Raw genomic sequence first — 15,156 nt, 5'->3', positions numbered from 1 at the left:
GCGCATCAGGGTTCATTGCGCTCTGAGCGCACGTGCGGCGGGGGCTGTCAGCCGGTGCTGTCCCGTGTCTCGCCCGCGATCGTCTCGTGGTGTCTGATCACTTCGGCGATGATGAAGTTGAGGAGCTTCTCGGCGAAGGCCGGGTCCAGTCTGGCGCTCGCGGCGAGCTCCCGGAGCCGGATGATCTGGCGGGATTCGCGGGCCGGGTCGGCGGGCGGCAGCTGGTGTTCGGCTTTGAGGACGCCGACCTGCTGGGTGCATTTGAAGCGCTCGGCGAGCATATGGACGACGGCCGCGTCGATGTTGTCGATGGACTCGCGGAGGCGGTTCAGCTCGGCCCGCACCGCCTCGTCGACGCCGGGCTGATCGGTACTGGGGGCGTCCGTGCCGGGCTGGCTGGTTCCGGGGTCACTCTTGGTCATGGTCCAGCAGCGTAGAGGAGCACGGCGCGATGGTCGGCGGGTGATCAGGATGCGGGATCTCGTTGCTCCAGCCGCCCGGGACGGCGCGCCCCTGCTGGTCGCGGAAGCGGATGGGCGGGATGCCGACGCGGCGGGTGAACAGCCGTGAGAAGTACGCCGGGTCGTCGTACCCGACGCGCCGCGCCACCGCCGCGACCGGCAGTTCCGTCGCGGCGAGCAGCTCTTTGGCGCGGCCGAGGCGGATGCCCAGCAGATAGTCCTTGGGGCTGCAGCCCGCGGCCCTGCGTACGGCCGTGCGCAGTTCGGCGGGGGTCATGCCGTGGCGGGCCGCGTGCTCGGCGACCGAGAGCGTCCGGCAGGCGTCACGGGCCAGCGCCTGGAGGACCGGGTCGCCCTCGGCGTCGGTGTCGGCGCGGGCCCGGCGCAGCGCGACGAGCAGTTCATGGACGGCGGCGCCGGTCTCGACTTCGAGCAGCGGGTTGCCCCGGCGGGCGGCGCGGGCGATCCGCGCGATGGCCGCCCGCGCGCCCGTCGCGTCGGAGAGCGGTACGACGGGCCGGTCCGGCTCGATATAGCCGAGTTCCGTGTACGTGGCGGTGGCGGGTCCGGTGAAGTCGACGAAGCTCTCGTCCCAGCCGTGCTCCTCGTCGGGCCCGTAGTGGTGCGCGATGCCGGGGGTCAGCCAGAGCAACGCGGGCGCGGTGACGGGGGTGCGCCGCCCGTCGGCCGCGCGGAACCAGCCGCTGCCCGCGCTGATCACGACCGCCACATGGTGATCGAGGGTGCGCGGCCCGACCGTCGGCAGGCGGCCGTGCTGGAGTCCGACGCCGAGGCAGACGAGCCCGAGCCGGTGGTGGACCGGGCTGGGAGTGAAGTACCGCATCCAGGTGTGATACATCCGCTCCCACCTCGCCTGTTCATCGTCCGTTGGCCCGGTCGTCCGGTCGCGTCCGCCGCGTCCAAACAGAGGTGATCTTTGTCCATGGACCGTGCCACCGCCAGAGGGAGAGGGTGGACCACGGTCCGGAACCGGACGAAGAAGACACGAGAACGAACGCGGGACGGGAGAGCGGGGACGGTGACTGAGCCGGTGGCTGAGTTCATGGTGGGGGACGAGGACTTTCTGCTGAACGGACGGCCGGTGCGGCTGCTCTCCGGCGCGCTGCACTACTTCCGGGTCCATGAGGAGCTGTGGGGCCACCGGCTCGGGATGCTGCGCGCCATGGGCCTCAACTGTGCCGAGACGTACGTCCCGTGGAATCTGCACGAGCCGGAGCCCGGCCGCTACCACGACGTGGCCGCGCTCGGCCGGTTCCTGGACGCCGTGCGCGAGGCGGGGCTGTGGGCGATCGTACGGCCGGGCCCGTACATCTGCGCCGAGTGGGAGAACGGCGGGCTGCCGCACTGGCTGACCGGCCCGCTGGGCGCGCGGGTACGGACCAGGGACGCCGGATTCCTGGCGCCCGTGGAGCGGTGGTACCGCGAGCTGCTCCCCCAGGTCGCCGAGCGCGAGATCGGCCGGGGCGGTCCGGTGATCATGGTGCAGGTCGAGAACGAGTACGGGAGTTACGGCTCCGACCGGGTCTATCTGGCCCGGCTGACCGAGCTGACCCGGGCGTGCGGGATCTCCGTACCGCTGTTCACCTCGGACGGCCCCGAGGACCATATGCTCACCGGCGGTTCGGTCCCCGGGCTGCTGGCGACGGTCAACTTCGGCTCGGGCGCCCGCGACGCCTTCAGGACGCTGCGCGGGCACCGCCCGGACGGGCCGCTGATGTGCATGGAGTTCTGGTGCGGCTGGTTCGACCACTGGGGCGGTGCGCATGCCGTACGGGATCCGGCGGAGGCGGCCGGCGCGCTGCGCGAGATCCTGGAGTCCGGCGCCTCGGTCAATGTGTATATGGCGCACGGCGGTACGAACGCCGGGGGCTGGGCGGGCGCCAACCGGGCCGGTGAGCTGAACGACGGCGCGCTCGAACCGGACGTCACCTCGTACGACTACGACGCGCCGGTCGACGAGGCGGGCCGGCCGACGGAGAAGTTCTGGCGGTTCCGCGAGGTGCTGGCGGCCTACCGGAGCGGCCCGCCGCCCGAACCGCCGCGGCCTCGGCCCGCCCTCGCCGGTCCCGTACGCGCGGAGTTCACCGCGTGGGCGCCGCTGGCCGAGGTCATGGAGACGCTCGGCGGACCGGAGTCGCAGACGGCGCTGCCGCCCACCTTCGAGGAACTGGACGTGGACCGCGGGCTGGTGCGCTACCGGCTGGAGGTCCCGGGCCCCCGGACGCCCCGGACGCTCATGCTGGCCGGGCTGCGCGATCTGGCCGTGGTGTACGTGGACGGGGTACGGGCGGAGGTGCTCGACGGCGAGACCGCGGCCCTGGCCAAGCCGGTGGCGGGGCCCGCGTCCGTCGAGATCTGGGTGGAGTCGCTGGGCCGGGTCAACTACGGGCCGCGGCTGGGCGAGTCCAAGGGCCTCACGGGCGGGGTGCTGCACGAGCGCCAGTATCTGCACGGCGTACGGGCGCGGGGCCTGCGCCTCGACGCCTTCGACGACGCGCGGGCGGTGGCGGGGGTCCCGTTCCGCGAGCCGGACGGCGAGGGGGGACGGGGGCTCTACCGCGCCGCCTTCGAGGTCGCGGGCGCGGGCGACGCCCGGCTCACGCTCCCCTCCCGGGGCCGGGGCTTCGTCTGGGTGAACGGCCACTGCCTGGGCCGCTACTGGTCGCGGGGCCCGCAGGAGTCGCTGTACGTGCCCGGTCCGGTGCTGCGCGAGGGCGGGAACGAGGTGTGGGTGCTGGAGCTGGAGGGCGCGGGCCAGCCGTACGTACAGCTCGCCACGTACTGAACACAGGCGGGGCAGGTGTTGGACCAACCGTCCAGCACCTGCCCGGATGAAGGCTCCGGCGTCGTCCTTGCGGAACATCGGACCGCCCGAGTCACCCTGGCAGGTGTCCGTGCCGCCCTGGGCGTACCCGGCGCAGATCTCCTCGCTCGCTATGATCTCGCCGCCGTACGACGCGTTGCAGCTGGCGTCGGAGACGAACGGGACGGTGGCCTTGAGGAGGTAGCGCTGCTGGGCGCCGCCCTCGGTGGCCGCACCCCAGCCGGCGACGGTGAAGTTGCCGGTGTTGTACTGCGTGGTGGTGGCGATCTTCAGGGTCGGCAGGTTGATGGGCGCGGCGAGCTTGATCAGCGCCCAGTCCTTGCCCGCGCCGTTGTAGCCGGGGGCCTGGAGCACCTTGGTGGACTTGACCTTGATGGCGCTGGTGCTCTGGAGGTCGACGACACCGGCGGTGGCGGTGATGCTGGTGTTGTTACCGGATCCGCTCACACAGTGCGCGGCGGTCAGCACGATGGTCGGCGAGTACAGCGCGCCACCACAGCCCATGGAGAGCCGGACCATGAAGGGGAATTCGCCCTGGGCGGCACGGGTGCCGCCGACGACGGGCGGTGCGAGCGGCGCCGCGGCCTGGGTCTTGGGCGCGACCGGCGCGGGCGCGGCGGAGGCGGAGGACGGCTGGAGGCTGATGGCGGCGAGTACGACGGCGCCGGCTGCGGCGGTTCTCTTGAGGACACCCAGAATGCTCAACGGTCTGCCTTTCGTGGGGGGGCATGAGGGATTCGCACACGGGCCGGGCTCCGGTCAACGCGCGTTGCGTAGCGCTGGCATGAGCCCGACAAGAAAGCGTGATCCGGATTATGCGGAGGGGATCAGCCACGCCACAAGAACCTGCTTTCGGCCACCCGACAGGGCCAGCTGTCGGCCACTGTCCTCTGATCGGACGTGCCGTCCGCCGGTCAGACAGGCCGTCCACCGATCAGACGCGCCGTCCGCTGAACGGACGCGCCCGCCGGGCGTGCCCCTCCGGCGCCCGGGGTGCCCCCGTACAGTTGAGGCGAGCGGGCCCGGGCCGTCCCGCGCGGGGGAATACCGGACGCGGAGCCGCGGGACGCAGGGGGTACGGACGTGACGAACGGCGGCGAGGTCCAGCACGGCTACCCGCATCTCGACACGGCGCGCGCGGCCATCACAGCGCTCTACCGGCGGCTCTCGGCCGACGGAATCCGCGCGTACCCCACCAGCGTGGCCCCCGCCGATGTCGCCTTCTCCGACGTGGACGATCTCTATCTGGGCACCCAGCGCGTGGCCCACGTCCTGGTCCAGCAGCTGCGGCTGCCGGACGCGCGCGTGATCGTGAGCTTCCGCGACATGGAGCACGCGGCGAATGTCGAGCTGACCGCCGGGCCGGAGTACTTCATCGAGCTGAACAACCGCTTCCGTACCCATCGCAGGGACATCGGCGCGGCGCTCGCCCACGAGATCACCCATGTCCTGCTGCACCGTCTCGGCCTCTCCTTCCCCGGCACCCGCGACAACGAGATCCTCACCGACACCGCCACGACCTATCTGGGCGCGGGCTGGCTGCTTCTGGACGCCTACCGCGAGGACCGCGATTCCAGCCAGAAACTCGGCTATCTCACCCCCGAGGAGTTCGGCTACGTCCTGGCGAAGCGCGCGCTCGTGTTCGACGAGGACCCCCGGATCTGGTTCACCAGCCCGCAGGGGTACACGTCGTATACGAAAGGACGGGCGCAGTCGCTGCGTGACGAGCAGCAGCCGCCGCTGACGACCGCCGGCTGGTCGGGCCGGCACCGCTACGCCAAGGACCGCCGTTACGCGCTGGACCACGCGGGCGCCACGCCCGTCCCCGCCGCGCCGTACGCGCCGTACGCCTTCGAGCGGCTGGCGGACGGGCTGCGCGTCTCGTTCCCCTGCCCCACCTGCCTCCAGCGCATCCGGGTGCCGGTCCGCGGCCGGGTGCGGGCGCGGTGCGGACTGTGCGGGAGCGTGCTGGACTGCGACACCTGAGCGGGCGGGCCTCGCCTCCCGTATCCCGGGCGACGGCGGAACCCGGGCGAACGTAGGGTCGAAGCATGACGAATGAGCCGACAGCGGGCGCGGGCGTCGACGAGCTGTTCGCGGCGGTCGGCGGCGGCGCCGACGACACGGTGGTACGGCTGCTGCGCGCCGGCGTATCCGCCGAGTCGGCCGACGGGGACGGCGAAACGATCCTCTACCGCGCGGCGGTCAGCGACGAGCCGGGTCTCGTACGGCTGCTGCTCACGGCGGGCGCCGACCCCCGCCGGGCCAGCGGCCGGGACGGCGGAGATCTGCCGCTGTGCGGGGCGGCCTGCGGCGGGCACACCGAGGTCGTCCGTGCGCTGCTCGCCGCCGGCGCGCCGCCCGACGGCCGCGAGGAGTTCGGCTTCACGGCGGTCGCCTGGGCGGTCGTACAGGGCTTCGCGGACACCGTCGAAGCGCTGCTGGAGTACGGCGCCGACCCCGATCTGCCGGGCCCCGGCGGCGAGCCGCCGCTGCTGCTGGCCGCCCGCCGCGGGTCCGCGCCCGCCGTGCGGGTCCTGCTGCGCTACGGCGCGGGCGCGCCGGACGGGGTGTACGCGCGGACGCGCGACACGGCGCTCGCCGAGGCGCGGCGCTGGCTGACCCGCGATGTGGAACAGGAGCTGCGGGCCGGGCTGCTGAGCGCCTACGGCGACGGCTACGAGACGGTGGTGCGCCGGATCGAGGAGGACGGCTCGGAGACCGTCGTCGTCGAACTGCTGCGGGACGGCGAGCCGGTGGCCGGCCGCGAGCAGCAGACCGGGCACGCCGCCGTCGCGACGATACTCGAAACGGAGTTGGGCATTCCGACGCCCTACGAGGAGCTGGCGGGGCGGGCCCTGCACTGCGGGGACCCCGGCAGGGACGACTGGACGGAGGCGGTGTCCGCGCTGTGGCGGCGCGGCGACGAGGAGACGTTTCAGGCCGCCGCCGCGTGGTGCGCGAGCGACGAGCCGCTGCGGCGGGCCTTCGCCGCCGATGTGCTGGCGCGGCTGGGCGCGGCGGACGGGGAGAGTCCGTTCGCCGCGCGCGCGGTGCCCCTGCTGCGCGAACTGTCCCGGCACGCCGTGGAACCGGAGCTGGTCCGCGCGGTCGTGGTGGCGCTCGGCCAGTACGGCGACCCGGACGCGCTCCCGGAGATCCTGCGCCACACCGGCCACCCGGACTCCGGGGTACGCCGCCGGGCGGCCCTCGCGCTGACCGGGCTCGTACCGGGTGATGACGGCGACGCGCTCTGGGCGCTGACGCTGCTGAGCAGGGACGCGGACGCGTCGGTCAGGGCCCGCGCGGTCGTGGCGCTGGCGGGCCTGGACGCGGACACACGCGAGCTGCGCGAGGCGCTGGCGGCCCGGCTGAACGACCCGGACGCGCATACGGCAGCCGAGGCGGCCAAGGGGCTGGCGGCCCGCCGCGATCCGCGCGCGGTCGACGCGCTGGCCCGGATCCTCGGGGACGAAGACCCGGAGGGATACGCGCGCAGGACGGCGCTGGAGGCCGTGCGGTACGTACCGCACGGCCCGGAGCGACGGCGCCTGGAGCGGACACTCCCGCGCCGCCGCTGACGGGCCGTTCGGCCTGGCGTTTTAAGCGTTTTCAGAGGAGCCGGAGCACCCCGGGCGCCTCTTCCTCGATCAGTCGCACCAGTTCGTCGAAGACGGTCGGACCACCGCCGGCCCGGACGGCGTCCAACCGCCCTTGGATGGCGGCCCTGTTGTCAGGGTGCGCACGCTCCAGCCGCCGCTGGAGCGTACGCACGGTCTCTTCCTGGCCGAGTGCGCGGCGCGAGAGTTCGTGCCGGCGCCATTCGATGACGAAGTCGCCGTCGTCCGGCGTTCCGTACCCGCCGCGCAGACAGTCGGCGAGCGCGTCGAGATTGCTCCCGAAGTATCCGCCGGGCCCGTTCACGGCCGCGCCGATCACCTGCCAGAAGCTTTCGAGGCCGGTGACCTCCGCCCCGTCGATCACATACGTCACCGTCATGGGACGGAGGTTACCTTCCGGTTCCGGTCGACGACCGGTCAGCAGCTGTAGTTGACGAGCGAGAACGACGCGTAGTGGTCGGCGGTGTAGTAGTCCTCATTGGTCTTGTTGCCCGTGACGATGCGGCGCGCGCCGCGGGTCGAGGAGCCGGGCGTCTTGACGGTGTACTCGTGGTAGTAGCCGGTCGACTGGCTCGGCAGGATGCCTTCCCGGTTCTGGAAGACGCCACCGTCCTGCGGGTACGGGAACGGCCCGCCCGCGTCGATGAGGTCGAGGGTGTCATGGGCCTGGACGGGCAGCCTGGAGTAGCAGATGCTGCCGACCGCGGTGGGGGCGGCGGTAGCGGTGGCGGTGACTCCGCCGACGAGGAGGGTGGAGGCCAGAGCGGCGATGCCACCGAGGGTGGCGATCCGTGGGGGAATTCGCATGCCCCCATGATGACGCGCGTAGACGCGTACACGTCAATAACAACTGTGCGGAATTTCCAGGAAGTTAACCAACCGGCCCGCCAACGTAGCGCCCCGTACACCCCATTCGTGGCCCCCTGGCCTGGACGTACGGAAGCCCGGCGGCGCGCCGAGCGCGGCACCGGGCTTCCGTTCTTCGTGCGTGGGACGTCGTGCGTAAAACTACGTACGTCCGCTTCAGGCGGCGGTGCGGCGTCCGCCCTCGGCGCCCCGGTCCGGACGGCCTCGACGGCCGCGGCTGCCGCGCGACGCACCGCCGAGACGGGCCGCGCCACCCCCGGCGCCCGAGCCTCCGCCCGAGCCCCCGCCGGTGTTCTTCCTCGCCGGACGCGACGCGCGCGTCTTCGGCTTCGCCTGGACGGGCTGCTGCGGCACCTCTATGGTGACGGCCACCCCGGAGGGCACCCGCGCGCCGGTGAGCGCCGCCAGCTCCTCGTCCGTGGACTTGATCCGCGCGGACCGGGGCGCGATCCCCGCGTCCGACATCAGCCGCGTCATCTCGCGCCGCTGCTCGGGCAGTACGAGCGTCACGACACTGCCGGACTCCCCCGCCCTGGCGGTGCGTCCGCCGCGGTGCAGATAGTCCTTGTGATCGACCGGCGGGTCCACGTTCACGACCAGGTCGAGATCGTCGACATGGATGCCGCGGGCCGCGACATTCGTCGCGACGAGGCAGGTGACCAGACCGGTCTTGAACTGTTCCAGCGTCCGGTTGCGCTGCGGCTGCGAACGGCCGCCGTGCAGCCCCGAGGCCCGTACGCCGCTCGCCAGCAGCCGCTTGACCAGCCGGTCCACCGACCGCTTGGTGTCCAGGAAGAGCAGCACCCGGCCGTCGCGCGCCGCGATCCGCGTGGTGACTTCCTTCTTGTCCGTCTCGTCCAGGACGTAGAGCACATGGTGCTCCATCGTCGTGACCGCGCCCTGCGACGGGTCGACGGAGTGCACGACCGGGTCCGTCAGGTACTGCCGTACGAGCCGGTCGATGTTCTTGTCCAGCGTCGCCGAGAACAGCATCCGCTGCCCGTCCGGCTCGACCTGCTTGAGCAGCGCGGTGACCTGCGGCATGAAGCCCATGTCGGCCATCTGGTCGGCCTCGTCGAGCACGGTGATCGACACCTGGTCGAGCCGGCAGTCGCCGCGCTCGATGAGGTCCTTCAGCCGCCCGGGGGTCGCGACGAGCACTTCGGCGCCGCGCCGCAGCGAACCCGCCTGCTTGCTGATCGAGAGCCCGCCGACGACCGTCGTCAGCTTCAGATTGACGGCGGTGGCGTACGGGGTGAGCGCGTCGGTCACCTGCTGCGCCAGCTCACGCGTGGGTACGAGCACCAGCGCGAGCGGGGCGCGCGGCTCGGCGCGCCGGCCGGCCGTACGGGCGAGCAGCGCCAGCCCGAAGGCGAGCGTCTTGCCGGAGCCGGTACGTCCACGGCCCAGGATGTCGCGGCCCGCGAGGGAGTTGGGGAGAGTCGCGCCCTGGATGGGGAACGGGGTGGTCACACCCTGGGCGGTGAGCGTCTTGAGCAGTCCTGCGGGCATGTCCAGCTCGTCGAACGCCTCGACGGCGGGCAGCGCGGGGGTAAGGGTCTCCGGCAGCGTGAACTCCTGCGGGCGCGCGGCGGGGCGGCGGGCGGCCGGCCTCGCCGAGCCCTTCGCGGGCGCCTTCGCGCGGGAGTTCACCGGGCGCTTGCCGGCGGGGCGGGCAGCGCGAGCCGGGCGTTCGGATCGAGTCATTCGGAAAAAGCCTTCCTGGGCCTGAGAACAGCGCGAGCCGGGACCCGCACCTGCACGGTGCGGGCCCCGGCTGCGAGGTACACGTCCGGAAATTAGGCCGGGACGATGTTCTCCGCCTGCGGGCCCTTCTGGCCCTGCGTGACGTCGAACGAGACCTTCTGGCCCTCCTGGAGCTCACGGAAGCCCTGGGTGGCGATGTTCGAGTAGTGGGCGAAGACGTCGGCGCCGCCGCCGTCCTGCTCAATGAAGCCGAAGCCCTTTTCCGAGTTGAACCACTTCACGGTGCCTGTAGCCATGTCATTCTCCTAAAACAGGTGCAGAGCCGGAAATCCGCACTTTACGGATTCCTCGTCGCCGCATTGAGCCCCATCCGGAGAAGCCGGCAAAAACAATAATGCGCCTGAGGAACATTCCCGTCAGGCGCACATAAAGTTCATGGGTACCAAAACTGCAACGCAGTCAGCCTAGCACGCCCCGGCACCGGCGCAACGATCACCCGTGGTCCTCGCGGGGCGGACTGTCGTCGGACCCGCGCCGTACGGTGCGCAGCGGCCCGTCCGGCCGCCAGATCCGTACGACCAGGTCGTCACCGTCGAGTCCGGTCCACACCACCTCGCCGAGGTCCACCCCGAAGAGGTGAAACGGCAGCGGAGGCTCGACCGTCGCCGCAAATCGCACAAGCGTCTCTTCGTCCGTGACCTCGACCGCCCGTCCGGCGACTTTGACGTCGCCGTCCGCCATCTCGCCGCCCTCACCCGGATTCGCGTGCAGAGCGAAGCGCGGGTCGCGCATCAGATCGAGCGCCTTACGGGAATTCGGCATCATGCCGAGCCACAACTCCCCGAATCTGAAGGTGACTTCGAGTCCTGTCACGCGCGGGGAGCCGTCCTTGCGGAGAGTGGCGAGGACATGGTGGGTGTGCTTCTCGAATCGCCGCTGAACGGTCTCGGCGAAGCGCGGCTCCGCCGAGACGAAATCGGCCCAGGTGAATGTCATGCGTCCAGCCAACACGGGATACCGGACATCTTCTGTCGCCTTTTTACGACTCGTGCGGCTGGGGGCCGAGGCGGGCGCTCAGGGACTCGATGTCGGGGAGGAACCAGAGCTGTGTGCCGCGGTTGCTCTCGCGGACGAAGTCCCGTAGCGAGGCGCTGCCATCCGTGTGCCGCGCGATGTCACCGACGACGGCGACGCGCAGCCGGTAGTTGACGAACTTCTGGACGATGTCGCCGGCGACGCGGGTACGCAGCTGGAAGAAGGCGTCCTCGAACCGGCCGGCCGGGATGACGACCCAGACGGCGCCGAGGTGGAACGCGTCGCCGATGAGATCGAGCGCCTCGCGCTCGCCGCGCAGCGGATCACCGTCGGGAGCACAGAGGAGAACGGGTATGCCGTGGATGTGCTGGAGGGTCTGGAGGGGCTGGGACGTTTCGGCGGGTTCGGCCATGTCCGGGTTCCTGTTCATTCCGGTTGCTCGATCAGGGCGTTGACGATCTTCAGCAGCTCGGCGGTGCTGTCCAGGCCGCCCAGGATGATCACCTTCAGCACGGCCCGCTCCTCGTCGTAGACGGTCTCCACGCGCAAGCGTTCGCCGCCGTCCTGGCCGTGCGCGATGGCGGCCATGACCGTGTTCGTCAGACGCATGGTCGCCTCGGGGCCGATCGCGTCGATCCGCACGATGACGGATGCCTCGGCCTGGCGCCGTTCCGGGCCGGCGGAGGGGGAGGACGAGGGCGCCGGGCGGCCGGTGAACGCCTCCAGATCCTCGCGCGCGATCCGGTACTGCTTACCGATGCGGGTCGCCTTCAGCCGGCCGTCCCGTACGTAACCGCGCACCGTCCGCACATGGAGATCCAGCAGCTCCGCCACCTGGTCCACCGAGTAGTACTGCTGCGGCAATGACTCCAGCTCCTTCGACTTCCTTATCCTTCCCTAAACTACCATTCCGTTGAGCAGTTCAGGGAAGTTTGGGGAAGTCTGCCGATCGGACGGCGGCTGTGGCCGGTCGGACCGTGAGCGTGGCCGGTCGGCCGATGCGCCGGTACGGGGCGGACGCCTAGCGTCGTTCGCGGATCAGCCAACACACCGCACCCGCACCCCGAGGGGAATCGCCCGATGGAGAACCACCCACAACTCACCTCCGTGACAACGGAGTTCGAGACCGATGTCATCGAACTTCTCGTGGAGACGCTTCAGAGCGCATTCAAGTGCGAGTCTCGGACCGTGGGCACGGAGGACCTGCTCGCCACCCTGGTCATGGGCGACTCGGCGGCCGGCGAGGCGATCGCCCCCGGCATGCGGCACGCCAGTGCGCTTAGCGGACTGATCCGCGGCCGGGCGGGGCGCGGTTGGGCGAGCGACGACCACGACGACGAGACGTCGGGCGAACCCGCCGATGAGCACGAGGTTGCCGCCGCGTGGCGCGTCGCGCAGTGGCAGACCGCAATGCGCGCCCGGAAGACGACGAAGGCATCCAAGACGGCGGAGACAGCGGAGACAGCGGAAACGGCGAAGACGGCAGAGACGACGGAGTCGGTCGCGCAGGGCGACCAGGAATGGCCCGAGCCGTCCAGCGCCCTGCGCGCCTGCCTGTTCCTCGCCCTCGGGCTCGCCCGCCTGGAGGCGTCCCCCGGTGTGTACGCCCGGCATGTGGCCCGCGCCCTGCTGGACCTCCCCGACAGCAGGGCGCGGGAAGCGTACGCGCTGCGGCGGCTCGACCGGGCCGCCGCGTACGCCGCACTGGACGCGCTGGACGCACGCGACTCGCGGGACACACCGGCCGCGCCCGCGACCGACCGCCCGCTCTCCCACGCCGTCACCGTCCTGCGCCGGGCCGGGCTGCTACAGGACCGGAGCAACTGGCTGGCGCGCAAGGTGATGGCGTGGACGACCCAGCACCCCGGCGACGGCACGTCCATGCTGTTCGCGGTGATCGTCGAGTCGGGTCGCCAGGCCGTACGGTGCGGACGGAGCGCGGTGGAGCCGGTCCATCTGCTGCTGGCCGTCCTGGCCCTGGACCGGGCGCTGTCCCTCGCGGGACGGTCGCTGCCGGCCGAGGTCACGGCCGTCAACGGGGCCGCCGGTCTGCTGCGTACGCATGGAGTACGGCTGGACGCGCTGGCCCTGTCCGCCCTCGCCGCCGACCCGTCCCCCGTACCCGATGAGGTGCCGCTCTCCGCCGCCGCCGAGCGGACCCTTGCCTCGGCGCGGCTCATCGCGGCGGAGCACCACGCCTCCTCGGCCGGAACGGTGCACCTCCTGGCCGCGCTCCTCGATGATGTGGCGGACGACGAGGAGGGCTCGGTCTCCCGGCGGCTGCGCGCGCACGGCGTGGACCCGACCGCGCTGAAGGCGGACCTGGCTCCGCGACTGAGCGCGTGAGGGGCGGCCGACCCCGCGAGGCGCCCGGCGGTCCGGCCGACGCTACCGTTGCCACCCGGAGAGCCGCCGGTCAGGGAGCGTCCGCCGGACAGGGGCCATCCGCCGGACAGGGGACTGGACGAGGGGCGAGGGCTGGGATGGACGTGAGGCGGCTGCCGCCCGAGCGCGCGCGGCGGGCCTGGTCGCGCGCGAGGTCCGGGACGGCGCACGCCGTACGGTCGGTACGGCGCGAGGCGGCGGGAGCATGGCCCGCCGTGCGCCGGGCCCCGCGCCGCACCGTCGTCGCCGAGACGCTGGCCGTCGTACTGACGGCGGCCCTCGGACTCGTCCCCCTGTTGCTGATACGGCCCGAACGGCCGGTACTGGCCGTACTGGAGGCGCTGTACGCGGCGTGCCTGATGCCGCTGCGGCGATACCGTCCGGTACAGGCGGTGCTGGGGACGGGACCGTTGCTGGTGGGCCCCAACGTCTGGGTAATGGCGGTGGTACCGCTGATCGTGCTGTCCGCCACCCGCCGCATCGCTCCGCCGCGCCGGGCCTGGCGCGCGGCGGGGATCGCCTGCGCGGTATGCGTCGTACTGACGATCACCGGAAGCCTGATCGTGCCCGGCGCCTGGGTGGAGTATCTGGCGGGGAACGCCGCCTCTGCCGTTCTCCTCGTACTGCTCCCCGCGCTCGCCGGGACACTGCTCGGGCGGCGCCGCCCCCTGGTCAGTCTGCTGCGGGAACGCAACACCTATCTGGAGCAGGCCCGTTCACTGACGGCGGCGGCGGCGCGGATGGAGGAACGTACCCGTATCGCCGGTGAGATGCACGATCTCCTCGGCCACCGGCTCAGCCTGATCTCGGTGCACGCCGGGGCGCTGGAAATGGCCGCCGCGCGCCAGGCACCGCCGCTGGCCGGGCAGGCCGAGCTGCTGCGTACGACGGCCGGTACGGCGATGGAGGAACTGCGCGACATCCTGGGCCTGTTGCGCCGCGAGGAGGCGACGTCGGAGCCGGAACGGGACCGGGGGACGCGCGACGACGTCAGCGCCCTGGTGGCGGAGTCCCGGCTGGCGGGTGTCGGCGTGGAGCTGGACTGGTCGGTCCCCGACTCGGCTGATCCGAGCCCGCGCACCCGCCAGTCCATGCACCGCGTGGTCCGGGAGGGGCTGACGAACGTACTGAAGCACGCGTCCGGGGCGCCCACGCGCGTGGAGATCAGGAACAGGGACGGCGTGATCGAGGTCTCCGTCACCAACGAGGCGCCGCGCGAGGGCCGTCGCCCACAGCCCGGAAACCGCAGCGGGCTGGTCGGCCTGGAGGAGCGGATCGCCCTGCTCGGCGGCTCGTTCACGGCGGGCCCGCTGCCGGACGGCGGGTTTCGGGTGGTCGCCCTGCTGCCGTCGCGTCCGAACGGAATGCCCACGGCCGCCGTCCCCCTGCCGCCGGCGAGCGAACCCGCCGGGGGCCGGACGGTCCGTACGGGGACCCGCCCTCCCCTGTCGACGGAAGTCCTCACCTGGCCACGGGTGTTGGGAGCGGGCTGTGCGGCGGCGCTCGTCATACTGCCCACCGCGACTTTCCTGATAATTCTCCTGACAACGGCCGTCCTAAGATGAACAGGTGATACGAGTCCTCATAGCCGACGACGAGACGCTGATGCGCGCCGGCATCCGGCTGATCCTGGAGAACGCCGAGGACATCGAGGTGGTGGCCGAAGCGGCCGACGGCCGCGAAGCCGTCGCCGCCTGCCGCGACCGGACCATCGACGTGGCGCTGCTCGACATCCAGATGCCGGGCAGGGACGGGATCGCCGCCGCCGAGGAGATCACCCGTATCTCGCCCGCCACATACGTGGTGATGCTCACGGCCTTCGGCGAGGAGCAGAGCGTGACGCGCTCCCTGCGGGTCGGCGCGAGCGGCTTCCTGCTCAAGGACACCGGTCCCACGGAGCTGATCCACTCGGTACGGCGCGCCGCGAACGGCGAACCAGTGCTGGCCCCCCGGATCACCCGGCGGCTGATGGAACAGCACGTACGCTCCACGGAGGACACCCAGGCCGCCCTGCGCCGGACGGAGAAGCTGACCGCCGCGGAACGGGAGGTCCTGCGGCTGGTCGGGACCGGTCTGTCGAACGCGGAGATCGCCGATCAGCTGTATCTGAGCGCCGGTACGGTCAAGGCCCACATCAGCCGGATCCTGACGACCACGGGCTGCGCCAACCGTGTCCAGGCGGCGGTCCTGGCCCACGACGCGGAGCTGCTGGCCGAGCGCTGAGCGCTGAGCTGAG

At 71.8% G+C, this 15,156-nt stretch carries 15 protein-coding genes and 1 pseudogene; 6 read left to right on the top strand and 10 right to left on the bottom strand.

Translation table 11 applies throughout. The annotated features are described in order from the left end of the window. Window positions 1–47: 47 nt before the first annotated feature. Both IF11_RS0123080 and IF11_RS0123075 read right to left on the bottom strand, forming a co-directional pair. Window positions 48–422 (bottom strand): chorismate mutase, encoded by a 375-nt coding sequence (locus tag IF11_RS0123080; protein WP_051746146.1) that lies wholly within the window; start codon window positions 420–422, stop codon window positions 48–50. Next, the gene (locus IF11_RS0123075; protein ID WP_030353602.1) at window positions 409–1,320 is read right to left on the bottom strand and encodes a helix-turn-helix domain-containing protein; all 912 of its coding nucleotides are present in this window, start codon (window positions 1,318–1,320) and stop codon (window positions 409–411) included. Before IF11_RS0123075 ends, IF11_RS0123080 begins: the two co-directional genes overlap by 14 nt. A gap of 192 nt (window positions 1,321–1,512) precedes the next feature. Between IF11_RS0123075 and IF11_RS0123070 the strand changes: the two genes are divergently transcribed. After that, window positions 1,513–3,267 (top strand): glycoside hydrolase family 35 protein, encoded by a 1,755-nt coding sequence (locus IF11_RS0123070; RefSeq protein ID WP_030353601.1) that lies wholly within the window; start codon window positions 1,513–1,515, stop codon window positions 3,265–3,267. Between the two features lie 36 nt (window positions 3,268–3,303). Here the strand turns inward: IF11_RS0123070 and IF11_RS39185 are convergent. Beyond that, window positions 3,304–4,011, bottom strand: a pseudogene (locus IF11_RS39185) (S1 family peptidase); the annotation flags it as partial. A gap of 378 nt (window positions 4,012–4,389) precedes the next feature. On the opposite strand from IF11_RS39185, the gene IF11_RS0123055 reads away from it, so the two are divergent. Together IF11_RS0123055 and IF11_RS0123050 are read left to right on the top strand one after the other, a co-directional pair. Beyond that, window positions 4,390–5,292, top strand: coding sequence for a hypothetical protein (locus IF11_RS0123055; RefSeq protein ID WP_030353600.1), 903 nt, complete (start codon window positions 4,390–4,392; stop codon window positions 5,290–5,292). 65 nt (window positions 5,293–5,357) lie between these two features. Beyond that, window positions 5,358–6,887, top strand: coding sequence for a HEAT repeat domain-containing protein (locus IF11_RS0123050; RefSeq protein WP_030353599.1), 1,530 nt, complete (start codon window positions 5,358–5,360; stop codon window positions 6,885–6,887). Window positions 6,888–6,918: 31 nt separating this feature from the next. Here the strand turns inward: IF11_RS0123050 and IF11_RS0123045 are convergent, their stop codons facing one another. From IF11_RS0123045 to IF11_RS0123015, 7 genes are all read right to left on the bottom strand, one after another. Beyond that, complete coding sequence (locus IF11_RS0123045; RefSeq protein WP_030353598.1) at window positions 6,919–7,305, bottom strand: barstar family protein; 387 nt, start codon at window positions 7,303–7,305, stop codon at window positions 6,919–6,921. 38 nt (window positions 7,306–7,343) lie between these two features. Continuing rightward, window positions 7,344–7,733, bottom strand: a complete 390-nt coding sequence (locus IF11_RS0123040) for a guanyl-specific ribonuclease (RefSeq protein ID WP_030353597.1) — start codon at window positions 7,731–7,733, stop codon at window positions 7,344–7,346. Window positions 7,734–7,949: 216 nt separating this feature from the next. Next, on the bottom strand, window positions 7,950–9,500 hold the full coding sequence (locus IF11_RS0123035) for a DEAD/DEAH box helicase (RefSeq protein ID WP_030353596.1): 1,551 nt from the start codon (window positions 9,498–9,500) through the stop codon (window positions 7,950–7,952). A gap of 92 nt (window positions 9,501–9,592) precedes the next feature. After that, window positions 9,593–9,796 (bottom strand): cold-shock protein, encoded by a 204-nt coding sequence (locus tag IF11_RS0123030; protein ID WP_015607926.1) that lies wholly within the window; start codon window positions 9,794–9,796, stop codon window positions 9,593–9,595. Between the two features lie 196 nt (window positions 9,797–9,992). Then, window positions 9,993–10,496 (bottom strand): pyridoxamine 5'-phosphate oxidase family protein, encoded by a 504-nt coding sequence (locus tag IF11_RS0123025; RefSeq protein WP_030353595.1) that lies wholly within the window; start codon window positions 10,494–10,496, stop codon window positions 9,993–9,995. Between the two features lie 43 nt (window positions 10,497–10,539). Then, window positions 10,540–10,947 (bottom strand): DUF4180 domain-containing protein, encoded by a 408-nt coding sequence (locus IF11_RS0123020; protein WP_051746145.1) that lies wholly within the window; start codon window positions 10,945–10,947, stop codon window positions 10,540–10,542. A gap of 14 nt (window positions 10,948–10,961) precedes the next feature. After that, window positions 10,962–11,399, bottom strand: coding sequence for a helix-turn-helix domain-containing protein (locus IF11_RS0123015; protein ID WP_030353593.1), 438 nt, complete (start codon window positions 11,397–11,399; stop codon window positions 10,962–10,964). A gap of 216 nt (window positions 11,400–11,615) precedes the next feature. Between IF11_RS0123015 and IF11_RS0123010 the strand changes: the two genes are divergently transcribed. The 3 genes from IF11_RS0123010 (at window position 11,616) to IF11_RS0123000 (ending at window position 15,143) form a co-directional block, all read left to right on the top strand. Continuing rightward, window positions 11,616–12,881 (top strand): Clp protease N-terminal domain-containing protein, encoded by a 1,266-nt coding sequence (locus IF11_RS0123010; protein WP_030353592.1) that lies wholly within the window; start codon window positions 11,616–11,618, stop codon window positions 12,879–12,881. A 137-nt stretch (window positions 12,882–13,018) separates the two neighbouring features. Continuing rightward, window positions 13,019–14,485: a sensor histidine kinase gene (locus IF11_RS36890; protein ID WP_078490863.1), complete on the top strand. Its 1,467-nt coding sequence runs from the start codon at window positions 13,019–13,021 to the stop codon at window positions 14,483–14,485. A 4-nt stretch (window positions 14,486–14,489) separates the two neighbouring features. After that, window positions 14,490–15,143, top strand: a complete 654-nt coding sequence (locus IF11_RS0123000; RefSeq protein ID WP_030353590.1) for a response regulator transcription factor — start codon at window positions 14,490–14,492, stop codon at window positions 15,141–15,143. Window positions 15,144–15,156 lie beyond the last annotated feature (13 nt).

Source organism: Streptomyces scopuliridis RB72 (assembly GCF_000718095.1).
Lineage (GTDB): Bacteria > Actinomycetota > Actinomycetes > Streptomycetales > Streptomycetaceae > Streptomyces > Streptomyces scopuliridis.
Note: the sequence above shows the minus strand (reverse complement) of the source record. Positions and strands in the feature narration are given on the sequence as shown.

Bases quoted from the DNA above. Each gene is read 5' to 3' on its own strand.
- IF11_RS0123080 (WP_051746146.1), bottom strand. From the start codon at position 422: ATGACCAAGAGTGACCCCGGAACCAGCCAGCCCGGCACGGACGCCCCC.
- IF11_RS0123075 (WP_030353602.1), bottom strand. From the start codon at position 1,320: ATGTATCACACCTGGATGCGGTACTTCACTCCCAGCCCGGTCCACCAC.
- IF11_RS0123050 (WP_030353599.1), top strand. From the start codon at position 5,358: ATGACGAATGAGCCGACAGCGGGCGCGGGCGTCGACGAGCTGTTCGCG.
- IF11_RS0123045 (WP_030353598.1), bottom strand. From the start codon at position 7,305: ATGACGGTGACGTATGTGATCGACGGGGCGGAGGTCACCGGCCTCGAA.
- IF11_RS0123040 (WP_030353597.1), bottom strand. From the start codon at position 7,733: ATGCGAATTCCCCCACGGATCGCCACCCTCGGTGGCATCGCCGCTCTG.
- IF11_RS0123035 (WP_030353596.1), bottom strand. From the start codon at position 9,500: ATGACTCGATCCGAACGCCCGGCTCGCGCTGCCCGCCCCGCCGGCAAG.
- IF11_RS0123030 (WP_015607926.1), bottom strand. From the start codon at position 9,796: ATGGCTACAGGCACCGTGAAGTGGTTCAACTCGGAAAAGGGCTTCGGC.
- IF11_RS0123025 (WP_030353595.1), bottom strand. From the start codon at position 10,496: ATGACATTCACCTGGGCCGATTTCGTCTCGGCGGAGCCGCGCTTCGCC.
- IF11_RS0123020 (WP_051746145.1), bottom strand. From the start codon at position 10,947: ATGGCCGAACCCGCCGAAACGTCCCAGCCCCTCCAGACCCTCCAGCAC.
- IF11_RS0123010 (WP_030353592.1), top strand. From the start codon at position 11,616: ATGGAGAACCACCCACAACTCACCTCCGTGACAACGGAGTTCGAGACC.
- IF11_RS36890 (WP_078490863.1), top strand. From the start codon at position 13,019: ATGGACGTGAGGCGGCTGCCGCCCGAGCGCGCGCGGCGGGCCTGGTCG.